Source organism: Desulfitobacterium sp. THU1 (genome assembly GCF_038181555.1).
Lineage (GTDB): Bacteria > Bacillota > Desulfitobacteriia > Desulfitobacteriales > Desulfitobacteriaceae > Desulfitobacterium.
The window spans coordinates 239295-253658 of record NZ_JBBWUA010000002.1; the positions used below are offsets into that span (position 1 = coordinate 239295).

The window sequence follows — 14364 nt, forward strand, 5'->3', positions numbered from 1 at the left end:
ACGGAGTGGATAAGCTACTCGACCCAGAAAATATTCTCATTCATCAGTGGGGCCGCTTATAGAACTGAGAAGGCACAATCTGAGCCTTGACTGCTTTGCCCCGAATCATAACATCGAGTGTTTCTCCTAGTTGGGCATACTCCGCGGGAATGAGACCTAAAGCAATGTTTTTATTTAAGGTTGGAGAAAAAGAGCCTGAAGTAATAAACCCAATTTCTTTACCCTCCCTCTGAAGGGGATAGTGGGAACGAGCAATTCCCCTCTCGATCATTTCCAGACCGACGAGCTTACGGGGCACCCCTTTTTCCTTCTGAGCCAAAAGGACCTCCCTGCCGATGAAATCTTCTTTAGCCAACTTCACAAAGAAGCCAAGTCCTGCCTCCAAAGGAGTAATATCTGGACCCAATTCATTGCCATATAGGGGTAAGCGAGCCTCAAAACGCAGCGTATCGCGAGCCCCGAGTCCGATGGGCTGCACACCCACTTCACTTCCCGCTTCTAAGATTCTCCGCCACATTTGCGGTGCCTGTTCAGGAGATAGATAAATTTCAAACCCATCTTCCCCGGTATACCCCGTCCGTGAAACCAGACAAGGCACGCCATCCACTTCCCCTTGCTTGAACCAGTAATACTTGATTTCTTGCAAATCTAGATCTGTCAGCTTTTGGAGAATTCTCTCTGCTTGGGGACCTTGTAAGGCCAATTGCGCATACTCTTGGGAACGATTCTCCAGCTTCACCGCAAAATTCTTGGTTTGCTCCTGCATCCAGGCAAAATCTTTATCCGTATTAGAGGCATTGACGACAATTAAATAATGGCCCTCACGCATTCGATATACGAGCAGGTCATCGACGATTCCTCCATCCGGGTAGCACATGGGGGAATATTGAATTTGTCCATCCTTCAGGTGGGATAGATCATTGGTGAGTATGTATTGAATAAATGCTAGAGCATCCTGACCCTTGACCTCTACTTCACCCATATGAGAGACGTCAAAAAGTCCTGCCTGATTGCGTACTGCCTTGTGTTCTTCAATAACTCCTGCATACTGAACGGGCATTTCCCAACCGCCAAAATCGATGAGCTTGGCTCCCAACCTTTGATGTTCTTCATAGAGCGGAGTTCTTTTGAGTTCTGCCACTTCAACCACCTCCTAAAATATGAGTATTTACTAATTCAGCTAAAAAGATGAAAATAAATAAAAAAACAGAGGGAATAACGCGTCGCGTTACCTCTGTCCCTTTAACCTGAGAGATTACCTAGCGGCTACCCCTTTGGTGTTCTCATCTGAGAAGCTCTCCAGAGTTTCGTCTTCCAGCAGTACTTTTGCCTGAGAGTTTCCCCCAGAATAGTGCGACATTCTGGCCGTTTCTCCTTCGGCGCTCAACACATGAGTCTCTCCCGCTAGAATCATTCGAAACCTATACAATTATCTGCTTTAATTATAGTCAGGAAACTGAGATTCGTCTAGACTATTGCCCTAAGATTCTAATAATTAATTATGTAAAATTCATTATGCAAAACTAACGATGTACTGCCCCTTAAAGCTTGTGAGCGATACCGTTCAAATCATTGCCCACGTGTTGCAATTCTTGAACCATCATCGCTATTTCTTGAGTAGCTTTTGCTTGTTCTTGGGCAATCACATTGTTTTGAAATACACCCTTAACGATTTCTTCCATGGTTTCTTGAAACTTCATCAGAAGGTCATTGATCTCATTAGCTGAACGATTGCTTTCCTCGGCTAGCTTCCGGACCTCACCGGCAACCACTGAAAACCCTTTACCCAACTCACCAGCTCGAGCCGCCTCAATTGCTGCATTAAGGCCCAAGAGATTCGTTTGCTTCGACACACGACGAATAAATTCAGTGACCCCTTCTGTAGCCTTTACTTGCTGCTTAGCCTCTTGGGCGACAGTAGCGACAGTCTGGCTCACACTGGCAACCTCTTCAGAAGAGGCAGCCATTTCTTCCAGTGCTCCGGCAGCCTGCTCGATAGACTCTCCTATATGATCGACATGCTTCTTAAGAATTTCCTTAAGCTCTTCATCACGTAGCAAATAAGCAACCATGGCAGCAGCAACCTTAGCCACAGGAGTCACGATGGCGAGGGGTCCGGCAACTCCAAAGGTTCCCACCTTTTCTTCTTCTAAAAAAATAGCAAGATTCAAGCCCTCGCGGATCTGTCCTGAACCATTGGCTTCATCTTCCGCTGTAATCTTGATTTCGTTGATTGGAGTACTCATAATGCGCTGAGCGCCCGCATGTAAAACGCCTACCCGTAGCCTTGCTGAATCAGCAATAATAATGCCATGGGGGTCACAGACGATGCCGTGGTATCCACTTTCCGAGTAAATCAAATCAACAATTCGGTTGGCCAGATTCTCCGTGACTTTTTTCATAATCCTCTCTCCTACCTCTGCTGTGCGTCTTAGTGTCAACTCCTTAAGGGGCCGAAAAAATTATAAAACGCGCAATTTTCCTATTATTTTTATAATACTCACTTATCTAATAATTGTCCAATGATTTAAGGAATAAATTGTGACCTATTACTCTAATTTGGGTATTATTTTGGGTATTAAATAAAAGAGAAAAGACTTGCCTGGTAAAGTTCCAAGAAGTCTTTCTAAATAACAACCAATTATTTATCTAAGTTCTAGAGGCGGCTTACCACCGATGCACATCTTGGGCATAGACTCGGATGGTCTTGATCTTGACCCACTTTAGCATCATAAATCCAACAACGTTCACATTTATCACCGGCCGCCGAGCCCACTGCGATGCCAAGCCCTTCAATGGATTCCGCCATGGTGATTCCTTCTGGTTTTCCCTCTCCTGCTTGGTGTACATAAACCTCAGAGACAATAAAAATCTCCGCCAAGTTCGGAATAGCCTTCAAGAATGCTTCGAGTTCTGCATTCGGGTAAATCTCGACTCGAGCTGTCAACGAGTGGTTAATCAGCTTATCTTGACGAGCCTTTTCGAGGGCCTTCGTTGCTTCTGAACGCACAGCCAATAGAGTATCCCATTTCTTTTCCAAAACTGCATCCATCCATTGGGGATTAACCTTTGGCATTTCCTCAGTTTGGATATTCGAGCCTTCAGCTATTGCTGGGATATATGGCCAGATCTCATCTGCCGTAAAGGTTAATACCGGAGCAATCAGGCGTACAAGAGCATCAAGGACATCATAGAGTACGGTCTGAGATGCGCGACGCAGAGCCGAATTCTTGCCTTCCACATAAAGGCGATCTTTGGCGATATCTAGGTAAATCGCGCTCAATTCTACAGCACAGAAGTTATGAACGCTATGATAAACCCAGTGGAATTCATATTTTTCATACCCTTGCAAAACACGGTCAATGACTTTTCCCAGTTGGAGCAAAGCCCAACGGTCGATTTCCGGTAACTCCTCATAGGCGACCCGATCCTTAGCAGGATCAAAGTCATTGAGATTACTGAGTAAGAATCTTAACGTGTTGCGGATCTTACGATAGGCTTCCGTCATCTGCTTCATGATCCGCGGTGAGGCGGCAACGTCATTTTTGTAGTCTGTTGAACAAACCCAGAGTCTCAGAATATCCGCACCCATATCCTTGGTAACTTGTAAGGGATCCACACCGTTACCTAAAGACTTGGACATTTTTCGGCCTTTCTCATCCACAATGAAGCCATGGGTTAAGACGGCTTTATAAGGGGCCTTGCCATAGGCAGCAACGGATGTTGAAAGGGAGGAATTAAACCAACCCCGATGTTGATCCGAACCTTCCAGGTAAAGATCAGCTGGCCAAGCAAGCTCTTCTCGCTCCATCAACACTCCTGTATGGCTGGTACCAGAATCAAACCAAACATCCATGATATCCGTTTCCTTGCGGAAGGACTTGCCACCGCAGGAGCAGGTGAAGCCTTCCGGCAAGAGTTCTTCGGCCGGACGGACAAACCACGCATCTGAGCCTTCGACACGGAAGATTTCTTGAACCTTGGTGATGGTTTCATCGGTGATAATCTCTTTTCCACAATCCTCGCAGAAGAAAATGGGAATGGGCACACCCCAAGTCCGTTGACGGGAAATACACCAGTCTCCTCGATCCGCTACCATGTTATAGATGCGGTCTTTACCCCAGGTAGGAATCCATTGGACATGATCAATTTCGTTCAGAGCTTCCTTGCGGAAACCATCAATGGAGGCGAACCACTGTTCAGTTGCCCGATAGATGATGGGGTTTTTGCATCTCCAACAGTGAGCATAGCTATGCTTAATCTTAGCCTCATGAACCAAGGCATGAAGATTCTTGAGGTCTTCAATAATCACCGGATTTGCCTTATCTACCTTCATGCCGGCATAAGCTCCGCCTTCAGCAGTAAATTTCCCTTGATGGTCAACAGGGCAAAGGACTGGCAGGCCATATTCTTTGCCCACGTTAAAGTCCTCTTCTCCATGTCCGGGAGCCGTGTGAACACACCCGGTACCGGCTTCCAGGGTTACATGATCCCCAAGGATGAGTACGGAATCCCGATCGATGAAAGGATGCTTAGCTATCACACCTTCCAATTCTTTACCCACAAAGCGCTTTTCAATAGGAAGTTCTAAATCCCAAGTCGAGCGTAAGCTATCTAGTAGCCCCTCCGCCACAATCCAATGTTCATTTTCTACCTGAACCTGTACATAGGTAAACTCCTCATGCAAGGTAATCGCTAAATTTGCTGGAAGCGTCCAAGGGGTTGTGGTCCAGATGATAACATAAGTGTTGTCCTCTGTAAGGACGCCCTTTCCTTCCCTGACAGGAAATTTCACAAAAATAGCATCCGATGTTTTCTCTGCGTATTCGATCTCTGCTTCAGCCAGAGCCGTTTCGCAAGAGGGACACCAATAGACGGGCTTCAAGCCCTTATAGATATAGTTCTTGCGTGCCATTTTACCGAAGACACCGATTTGAGCCGCCTCATACTCTTTTTCCAAGGTCAAATAGGGTTTTTTCCAATCTCCCCGTACACCTAGCCGTTTAAATTGCTCACGCTGAATGCCGACATACTTTTTGGCGTACTCCTTGCACATTCTGCGGAACTCAACCACGGAGACCGCATGACGGTTGACGCCTAACTTCTTTATGACCTGTTGCTCAATAGGCAAACCATGAGTATCCCAACCGGGGACATATGGGGCATCAAAGCCATTCATGGTTTTATATTTGACGATAATATCTTTGATAACTTTATTTAATGCATGGCCAAGGTGAATATCCCCATTGGCATAGGGCGGCCCATCATGGAGAATAAACTTCGGACGGCCGTCCCTTGCCTTTTGCACCGTGTCATAGATGTCTTGATCTTCCCATTTTTGCATAATTTCCGGTTCCCGCTGGGGAAGATTTCCACGCATAGGGAACTCTGTTTCCGGTAAATTCAACGTATCCCGATAATCCATAGTAGATTCCTCCTGTGATGAGTTAAAGTATAAAAAATCCCGATCCCTAAAAAGGGACGGGATATTACTCGCGGTACCACCCTTGTTGCCGGATGTCCCGGCCACTCGGAGTCCTTTAACGGGGACGAGGCGGAAGGCTTACTCAAAGTTTCAGCACTTCACTCAAAGGGGATACTCCTTGGTTCACCTCACAGGCTTTCACCATCTCCTGCTCGCTATAGAGGCTCCATTCAAGGACAGTCCTTTTCAACGCACTTAATTATTTAGAACTTTATGATACCAATAATAATACCCATACCTAGTGAGGTTTAGTCATTCAACACCTTGCGAACAATCGTAACCAGCTTGGCTTGGCCTTCAAGATTAACTGGTTCCCCCATAAACAAGCAGAGATAGGGGGTCTTTCTATCTTTCCACACGATGGTGAATTGATTAAGATCCTCGCGCTTTAAAGTCATAGGATAAGAATCCGGCTCAGTCGATAAGCCCACCACCACACCCCGTTGCTCCATTTCATCTAAAGCACGGAACGCACGATCCAAAAGATCATCACTGCCAGCCATCAAGATATCGCCCTCACGATAAGGACCAGGCTCTGCCTTGCCAATATAAATGACTTGAGCTTCTTCAATATCCTTCAGAGTATCAGGCGAAGAGGTCAGCTCTGTTTCGTGGCGCCCAATCTTCCCTGTGAAAAAACCTTGTTCCTCCTTATGCATTCCTAAACCTTGCACAAGAAAGTCGGAGTCAAGCTCCGAAAACAAAATGCTCTTCATAAGAAATCTTCTTCCCCTTTAAAAATGTCTAGATTTCATTCTAGCACAATCTCTTATGGTAGTGCAAGCATTCATGAGACAGGATTGTTAAGGAATCACGATAGTTTAGGAAACACGATCCTTTTCAAAGGCTTCCGCCAAATCCAATTGGGCAAGTAAAAAGGATTTTAGTTGAGTACGAATCATTTCCCGACGTTTTTGCAATTCTTCTATTTCATCATTAACATATTGCAGCTTATTCTGAGCTTCGGTTATTCGTCTTACTTTCTCTTGTTCAACTTCCTTGAGAATAAGTTCAGCCTCATGACGAGCAGCTTGTTTGACTTCATCAGCAGTTTGCTGAGCTAGCACCATCGTCTGCTGCAAGGTGGATTCTAATTGCTTGTATTGCCTTAGCTCCGCATCCAAACGTTGGACCTTATCTCTCAGTTCAAAATTCTCGGCGTAAACAACCTCAAATTCCTTGCTGACGCTTTCCAGAAACTTCTCCACTTCTTCCGTATGATAACCTCGGACCCCTTTGCGGAACTCTTTATTTTGAATATCGATAGGAGTTAATGCCATAATTCATCCCCCTCTTATGTCTTCCGAGGTATATAGCGAATGATGTTCCAAGCAATTCTCCCCTTGCGAGTCTCCATCGATTCTACTAAACGAACTCGACCGTAGCCCCGACAAGATAGAATATCTCCCTGCTTAACCTCTAGATCTGTTTTGGAAACTACTAGATCGTTACGCTTTACCTTCCCCTGTTTAATGTGCTCTTGGAAGATAGAGCGGGAGACATTAAAACTACTGGAAGCAACTGCGTCTATCCTTGATGATGCTACGGTAATGCGCCGCTCTTCTCCCTGTTCAGCTGGAATCTCCTGATCTCCTTCGACAAGCTCCACTTGGATCCGTTCCCGTCCGGCTTTATCCCATTGGCTGAGCAGAACATCAGCTATACCATGGGCTACTGCTACAAAAGCGCAGTGTTCACCGACGCGAATATCCCCAATCACTTCTCGTTTTAATCCCATACCCATCAGAGAACCCAAAATCTGACGATGTTCCATCGTCCCATGGGGATCAAGGGTCTTTGCTCTTAAAACCTTAACCTCACTGGCAACACTATCGAGCATACGATGATCGTCACCAATCAAAAACCGGGCTCTTTCCGCGTCAGGCAGTCCGCCCTCGGCTCGAAAAACGAGACCTTCCCGTCGCAGAATCCCTTCAAACCAGTTCCCTAAGGCTTGACTTAAAAAGGGAGTCCAAACCGGCCTTGAGGTGTTGAGGGCATCCTCGCACAAATCCAAGAGATGTGCTGCTTCAAGCTTCAACTCTTTATCAGACCAAAAATTCAAGCTAGTGCGATCCATACGATGGTTCATAATGTGCCTCTAAAAGGAAAGCAGAAGACGTAATAAGCCGGGCAAAACAGCCGTCTTAATAATCATAAGCGTAAAATAGGCAAGGATCGGCGAAATATCGATGCCAAATCCAGGTCCCCCAAACTGAAAACGCTGAAAGGGCTTCAGCAGAGGATCTGTAATCTCATAAAGTGCCCGTACCAAACTATTATATGGTACGTTAGGAAACCAAGAGAGCAAGGCCCGCGCAATGATAGCCCACATAAGGATCGTGATGACGGTGTGAACTACTTGATAAACGAATAGTATATTAATCACTCCTTATTTTGTTAAAGACCAGAAAAATCCCTTTTCCTTAAAATCATCCTTCATTTCCCCGGAAATATCTACATTATTGGGAACAAAAAGAAAAATGCCATTGCCAACCTTTTGCATGTTTCCACCCAAAGCATAGGTCGTCCCACTCACAAAGTCGACAATCCTTTTTGCCAAATTACGATCTGCATTTTCCAGGTTCACAATCACCGGACGGCGATTTTTTAGCTGATCAGCAATGTTCTGGGAATCTTCAAAAGCTTGGGGTTCGAGTACAACGACTTTAACCTGCTTTTGGGTATGGATACTTACTACTTGTGCCCCCTTGCGATTGTTTGTTGCTCTTGTTTCTTCTCGGACAACCTCTTCTTGGTCATCTTCTTCAAAATAATCGTCTTCAAAGTCTTCATCAGCAAAACCCATAATTCCAATCACTTTGTCTAACAACTTTGCCATTTTAGTAACCTCCTTAAAATCAATAAATGAATACTTCTATGTGAATCAAGTTAACAAACTATGTCCCTTAAGAGCGTTCACCAAATATCTGCCTGCCAACTCGGATCATCGTGGCACCCTCTTGAATTGCCCACTCAAAATCATGGCTCATCCCCATAGAAAGTTCCTTGAGGGCGACATGAGGTATATTGTTCACCTGAAGTCGCTCGTTCAGCAAACGCAGTTGACGAAAATAACCTTGTGTCTCTTCCTGAGAAGCACCTAATGCCCCTATAGTCATCAGGCCGTGGACCCGGACATGTTCGCAACGAGCCACTTCCGACAGAAAATCTTCCACTTCCTCGTCTAATAATCCTGCTTTCTGAGGATCGCGAGCGATATTAACCTGGACCAGGGTTGGCCAAATCATCTGCCGCTGTGCACCGTGATGTTCCAATGCTTTAAGCAAGCTTATCCTATCAAGGGAATGAATAAGCGTAATCCTAGTATCTAAATACTTTACCTTATTGGTTTGCAAACGGCCAACCAGATGCCATTCACAATCCTCAGGGAGATGATCCACCTTCTCTTGCCATTCCTGAACCTTATTTTCAGCAAAGGCACGTTGTCCTGCTTCATAAGCACAGCGAACCACATCGGAACTCATAGTCTTGCTCACTGCCAGAAGCTTTATTTCGGAAGGGTTGCGTCCACTCATAGCAGCCGCCTGATTCATCCTCTGACGGATATCTGAGATATTTCCATTTATATCCAATTCGAACACCGTCCATTTTGATTCAATTCTACAAAGAATGCCTATTTCCTGCTACTTCTAGACCACAGTTTATAATTGTGTGACATTTTTTATATTGATAGTAAGACCATCTAGACCCGTACGGGGATTGATAATGACAGGAATACCATGGGGTAAATTCTCAACACAGACGAATTCGTCATTTTCATCCAGTATTTTTACCTTGCGGTATTGGATAGCACTTTCCTGGACTACATAAACTCCCTGTTCTTCCCCCTTAATCCAAAGGCTACTTTTAGGAATCAGAATTCCGCTAACGGTAGGCTTCACAACCAGGGCAATCTCCTGAAATCTTTGCCGGCTTGTCCCATCGATATATTGGTTGAATTGAACCACCAACCCCTGGGGATCATCAAGAAGGCGCATGATTTTAGCAGTGAAGCTTTGATCGTTGATAAGCAACTTTACATTCTTACCCACCTCATACCCCTGAGTATCCACCTTGATTACCGCTACCGTAGGCAGAAGGTTATTGACGATTTTACCGATAACCTTGCCGCTGTCCACGCTGACCCCTGAACTCTGCGCCCTCTGAGCATCCTGACTAGGCTGAGAAGCTTGAGCTTCTCTATCGCTCGGATTGCTCTGAGGTGCAGGTGCTGTGGTCTCTGCGCCGGATTCAGAGCTACCGGCAACCGTCTGTTGAAGAATTTTGCTGACATCCATGGAAAGAAGATGCTCAGGAGTCAAAAATGTTTCCAGACCATCTGTTGCGGAATATACAAGTCCACCGATCGGTGCGACTAGGGTATTCGACTGGGCTAGGTTATCCTGCCCAAGGACAACTCCTCCCGATTGAATCGTTGCAACAGGGTCTCCTTTGCGGATTCGTTCTCCCTCTTGAACCAAAAACTTTGGTGTTCCTGCAGCAGGCGCCTTGAGGAGAGTTTCTTCACTGGCAAATACCACGGAGACTATCTGCTGATGTTTAATATCTCCTTGCTTCGCCAATTCCACCTTGAGAGAGCCTGTTAAGAAATTTGAACGGTAAACCCAGCCCAACGAACCGATGAGGAGTAGTAGAAGAGCCCCCACCCCAACGACTCGTATCAGGCTATAGACTAGTGTCCTTGGGCTCCTCTTCAATTGTTATCCCTCCATTTCTAGTCGGTAATTCGCAGATGAAGACGGATCCCGAGCCCAACTTCGATGTCACCCAAATCTTCCCTCCAGCTCCTTCGACAATATGCTTAACAATACTTAATCCCAGCCCTGTTCCTCCTTGCTCACGAGAACGAGCCTTGTCCACTCGATAGAAACGCTCAAAGACACGGGGGAGATCTTCTTTAGGAATACCACAGCCTGAATCACCAAACTCTAATCGAATGGCTTGGTTAACATAAGACGCATGTAGCCACACTTCACCTTTTGCAGTATATTTCACAGCATTCTCCATCAGGTTGAGAAGTACTTGGCTCAACAAATCGATTCCCATAGCTACTTCCGGCAATTTACTAGGAATTACGACTTCAAGATCAATACTTTTAGCTTCTGCATAGGGTTCTATCACCGGTTTAATCTTTTCATATGCCTCTTGGACCCTACTTCTACCGCTGCTGACATCTGGGCGTTGGTTTTCAATTCGAGATAGGGTCAGCAATTCATCCACTAAGCGTTGTAGGCGTAGAGTCTCCTTATGAATAATATTAAGAAAGCGCTCCCGCAAGTCGGGGTCCTCTGCCGCTCCATCCATAAGGGTCTCCACAAATCCCTTGATCGAAGTCAGAGGTGTTCTTAGTTCATGAGATACATTGCCAACAAACTCTGTCCGCAACTGCTCTAAACGACGAAGCTCTGTTATATCATAGCAGACGATAACCGCTCCCTGGGAACGATCCTTCTCTCCCAAAATCGGACTGACCTGAACGCGAATCATCATTTTGGAACGCATAAGAAGCTCGGTTTGTCCGGGGAGACTTTTCTCTAAAGCCGTGGAGATAAGCTCTTCTAACTCTTCAAACCCACTTAATTCAGTAAGGTATCTATTCCTTACCGCTTCCTGCTTTTTACCGAAAAGCTTCTCTGCAGCGCGATTCAGAAGGACGATTCGTCCCACATGGTCTAGGGAAATGACCCCTTCTTGCATTCCTGCAAGAATCGCTTGGATCTTTTGTGATTCTTGACGGTTAGTGGATATACTGGCCTTGAGTCTCTGCCCAAGCTCAGCCACCTCTCTGGACAAGCTTCCCAATTCATAAGTAAACTCCGGTAAATTCGTGGGTAGGGACTGTTCCTGCGCAATCCCTCTAACAGCACTGTAAATCCTTTCTATCCGTTCCCCGAGCCGGTCAGCAAAGAAGTAAACAATTCCACCCGGTAGAAGTATGGCAAGGGCAAGTGCCATGAGATCTATCTCCATACTAATCCCAGTTTGCTCTTGAGCACCTAACCAGAAAAGCAGAAGAGAAAGAGCTGAGACCAAGAGGTAGATTGCAATAATGAGCCATTTAATTCTCATAATCTAACCTTTCAACCGATATCCTATACCCCGCAGTGTTTCGATATATTCGGGATCGGAAGGGTCTTTCTCAATTTTTTGGCGGAGATGTCTCACATGAACATCCACAGTTCGTGTATCTCCCGCATATTCATAGCCCCAAATTCGTTCTAAGAGTTCATCTCGGGTATATACCTTACCAGGATGAGTGGCTAATACACGCAAAAGTTCAAATTCCTTGGGGGTCAGTTCTATGTATTCCCCTCGTACAGACACTCGGAAACGTTCTAGATCAATACGCAGGTCCTGACGAACTATGTCTGTCTTCTCTTCACTTGGCTTATTGCGTCGCAGCCTTGCCCGAATTCTTGCTACCAGCTCTCTAGGACTAAAGGGCTTCGTAAGATAGTCATCTGCTCCGATCTCCAGCCCAAGTACTTTATCAATCTCCTCACCCTTGGCGGTAAGCATAATCACCGGTAGATCAGCAAGCTTTGGCACCCTGCGCAGCTGGTTGCATACTTCAAGTCCGCTCATACCTGGTAACATAATGTCTAGTATCACAAGATCGGGGACCTTTTCCTCTATAACACTTAAAGCCTCAGATCCGTCGGAAGCCAACAGTACCTGATAGCCCTCCTTCTCCAGATTAAACTTAAGTAGCTCTTGAATTAGTTCATCATCATCAACGACCAAGATAACGGCCATGATTACTCCTCCCTTTTTGGCAAGCGACGAATCCAACCCGCCATTCTTCCTGTCTTCGGGCCCTCTCTGCGATGGGAAAAGAAGGAATCTGTATGACAGGCAGTGCATTCACGGGCGATCCAAATCTTTTCCGGTGGTATCCCCGCTTCCCTTAGGATCATCGAGTTAGCCTCCTGCAAATCCAACTGGGAATGTCCTTGTCGGCCAGGTTTTAGAAAGGGTGTTTTTGAAAAGCTCTTCTCGAATTCCATCCGTACGTGTTCATCCACTTCATAACAGCAGGGCCCGATACTCGGTCCGATCGCTGCCCAACATTCTGCAGGGTCACCCCCTCGTAGACGAAACATTTCTAACATCTCACTCACAATCTTCCCCGAAGTACCTTTCCAGCCCGCATGAGCAATCCCTACCGCTTGGAGAAGAGGATGATAGAAAAACACCGGGACGCAATCCGCAAAGAAGGCCATAAGAGCAGTATGGGTCACAGTTATTAATCCATCGACACCAGTAATTACGGTGTCAAGAGAATCACTCCCTCGCCCGGCATCCCTTTCAGTAACTTGATGGATCTTTGTTCCATGGACCTGTTCCCCTAGAGCGACCTCTCCTGACAGAGCATTCCATTCAGCAAACCATAACTTGCGATTAATTTCCACTTGGTTTGGGGAATCCCCCACATGGAGTCCAAGATTTAAGGTCGCATAGGGAGATGAGCTAATCCCTCCCCAGCGTGTAGAAAATCCAATCTGAATACCCTCCGATTCCCATACGGGAAGAGTAAGATAGACTAGTTCTTTTCCCTGGCGCCAACTCCATGCCATTTGATTACCCCCATATTCATCCTATTGTAACTATACCATAAAGTTCCTGAGGGATGTACTCCCCGAAAGTCCTATTCTTGGCATGATTTAAGCCTCCTAAAGGATTTTTCCTTCAGAAGGCTCTTCTATCTTTAACAAGAATTCATTCTCATTAACGGCGATCATCCACCAAGACATTGAAGTCCGGCAAATCAGTAGCATCGACCAAAATTACATCGACCCCAATCTTCTTCACACGCTCCCAGGGAATGAGAATATCCTCATTTCTCCCGCCGAAAAAACCCCAGCTTCGAGAGGCGCCCTGCACCACGATCCCTTTAATGGAGCCTCGTTCTAAATCCAGATCTAAATCTTTGATGGGGCCCAAGCGGCGACCATCTTTGATATTTACGATATCTAATAAGCGTAGCTCAGAGATCCGCATTTCTTCTACCTCCCCTCTCCAAATTTATATTCGAGAGGGAAGATGATTATTCTAAACTAGACGAACTTACGCATATGTCCTAAGGCTGCTTTTTCTAAGCGGGAAACTTGGGCTTGGGAAATACCAATTTCGTCGGCAACCTCCATCTGAGTTTTGCCATGGAAGAAACGCAAGGACAAAATAAGCTTTTCCCTTTCACTTAGCCGCCGCAGGGCTTCTCGAACTGCGATACCTTCTAGCCAGCTGTTATCGGAATGCTTCTCATCACCGATTTGATCCATCACGAAGATGGGGTCTCCCCCATCATGATAAATCGGTTCAAACAGGGAAATCGGCTCCTGGATGGCATCTAAAGCAAAAATAACCTCTTCTCTGGGTAATGTAAGCTTAGCAGCAATTTCCGATACCGTAGGTTCTCGTGAGCATTCACTGACCAATTGGTCTCGAACTTGTAGCGCCTTATAAGCAATGTCCCGTAGGGAGCGACTGACCCGAATTGGGTTGTTATCCCGTAAATATCTGCGAATCTCACCGATGATCATGGGAACCGCATAGGTAGAGAATTTTACATTTTGACCAAGATCGAAATTGTCAATGGCCTTCATCAAGCCAATACAGCCAACTTGAAAAAGATCATCCACATACTCTCCCCGATTAGTGAATCGTTGAATTACACTCAGGACTAATCTTAAATTCCCATAAATCAACTTCTCCCGTGCTTCTTTTTCGCCGCTTTGATAGGCAATGAATAATTCCTTCATTTTTGCGCTACTAAGAACAGGCAACTTTGAGGTGTTCACTCCACAGATTTCTACTTTGTTTAAAGCCATTTGAGCACCCTCCAAGCCAATTTT

15 protein-coding genes, 2 riboswitches and 1 other annotated feature are annotated in these 14364 nt (G+C 45.7%); all 15 genes read right to left on the bottom strand.

Annotated features, from left to right (window positions below):
• Positions 1 to 43 precede the first annotated feature (43 nt).
• Complete coding sequence (gene gcvT / locus AAC978_RS03400; RefSeq protein WP_341546563.1) at positions 44 to 1141, bottom strand: glycine cleavage system aminomethyltransferase GcvT; 1098 nt, start codon at positions 1139 to 1141, stop codon at positions 44 to 46.
• 89 nt (positions 1142 to 1230) lie between these two features.
• A riboswitch (glycine riboswitch) is annotated at positions 1231 to 1307 on the bottom strand.
• A gap of 1 nt (position 1308) precedes the next feature.
• A riboswitch (glycine riboswitch) is annotated at positions 1309 to 1414 on the bottom strand.
• Positions 1415 to 1541: 127 nt separating this feature from the next.
• Entirely contained in the window at positions 1542 to 2402 is an 861-nt protein-coding gene (locus AAC978_RS03405) for a methyl-accepting chemotaxis protein (RefSeq protein ID WP_341546564.1), read from the bottom strand.
• 254 nt (positions 2403 to 2656) lie between these two features.
• Positions 2657 to 5425, bottom strand: coding sequence for an isoleucine--tRNA ligase (gene ileS / locus AAC978_RS03410; protein WP_341546565.1), 2769 nt, complete (start codon positions 5423 to 5425; stop codon positions 2657 to 2659).
• A 49-nt stretch (positions 5426 to 5474) separates the two neighbouring features.
• Positions 5475 to 5684 (bottom strand) — a binding site (T-box leader).
• Positions 5685 to 5733: 49 nt separating this feature from the next.
• A complete protein-coding gene (locus AAC978_RS03415; protein WP_341546566.1) occupies positions 5734 to 6201 on the bottom strand; it encodes a hypothetical protein in 468 nt (155 codons plus the stop codon).
• Between the two features lie 105 nt (positions 6202 to 6306).
• A complete protein-coding gene (locus AAC978_RS03420) occupies positions 6307 to 6765 on the bottom strand; it encodes a DivIVA domain-containing protein (protein WP_341546567.1) in 459 nt (152 codons plus the stop codon).
• 14 nt (positions 6766 to 6779) lie between these two features.
• Entirely contained in the window at positions 6780 to 7577 is a 798-nt protein-coding gene (locus tag AAC978_RS03425; RefSeq protein WP_341546568.1) for a YlmH family RNA-binding protein, read from the bottom strand.
• Positions 7578 to 7586: 9 nt separating this feature from the next.
• Positions 7587 to 7874 carry a YggT family protein gene (locus AAC978_RS03430; RefSeq protein WP_341546569.1) on the bottom strand — a complete coding sequence of 96 codons (288 nt, stop codon included), beginning with the start codon at positions 7872 to 7874 and terminating at the stop codon, positions 7587 to 7589.
• A gap of 3 nt (positions 7875 to 7877) precedes the next feature.
• On the bottom strand, positions 7878 to 8327 hold the full coding sequence (locus AAC978_RS03435; protein WP_341546570.1) for a cell division protein SepF: 450 nt from the start codon (positions 8325 to 8327) through the stop codon (positions 7878 to 7880).
• 67 nt (positions 8328 to 8394) lie between these two features.
• Positions 8395 to 9081, bottom strand: coding sequence for a YggS family pyridoxal phosphate-dependent enzyme (locus AAC978_RS03440; RefSeq protein WP_341546647.1), 687 nt, complete (start codon positions 9079 to 9081; stop codon positions 8395 to 8397).
• A 69-nt stretch (positions 9082 to 9150) separates the two neighbouring features.
• Entirely contained in the window at positions 9151 to 10206 is a 1056-nt protein-coding gene (locus AAC978_RS03445) for an HlyD family efflux transporter periplasmic adaptor subunit (RefSeq protein WP_341546571.1), read from the bottom strand.
• Positions 10175 to 11578 carry a two-component system histidine kinase PnpS gene (gene pnpS / locus AAC978_RS03450; RefSeq protein ID WP_341546572.1) on the bottom strand — a complete coding sequence of 468 codons (1404 nt, stop codon included), beginning with the start codon at positions 11576 to 11578 and terminating at the stop codon, positions 10175 to 10177. Before pnpS ends, AAC978_RS03445 begins: the two co-directional genes overlap by 32 nt.
• A 3-nt stretch (positions 11579 to 11581) precedes the next feature.
• Positions 11582 to 12265, bottom strand: a complete 684-nt coding sequence (locus AAC978_RS03455; protein WP_341546573.1) for a response regulator transcription factor — start codon at positions 12263 to 12265, stop codon at positions 11582 to 11584.
• 2 nt (positions 12266 to 12267) lie between these two features.
• Positions 12268 to 13086, bottom strand: a complete 819-nt coding sequence (pgeF, locus tag AAC978_RS03460) for a peptidoglycan editing factor PgeF (RefSeq protein ID WP_341546574.1) — start codon at positions 13084 to 13086, stop codon at positions 12268 to 12270.
• Between the two features lie 151 nt (positions 13087 to 13237).
• Positions 13238 to 13510: a YlmC/YmxH family sporulation protein gene (locus AAC978_RS03465; RefSeq protein ID WP_341546575.1), complete on the bottom strand. Its 273-nt coding sequence runs from the start codon at positions 13508 to 13510 to the stop codon at positions 13238 to 13240.
• Positions 13511 to 13566: 56 nt separating this feature from the next.
• Complete coding sequence (gene sigG, locus AAC978_RS03470) at positions 13567 to 14340, bottom strand: RNA polymerase sporulation sigma factor SigG (RefSeq protein ID WP_015263175.1); 774 nt, start codon at positions 14338 to 14340, stop codon at positions 13567 to 13569.
• Between the last annotated feature and the right edge of the window lie 24 nt (positions 14341 to 14364).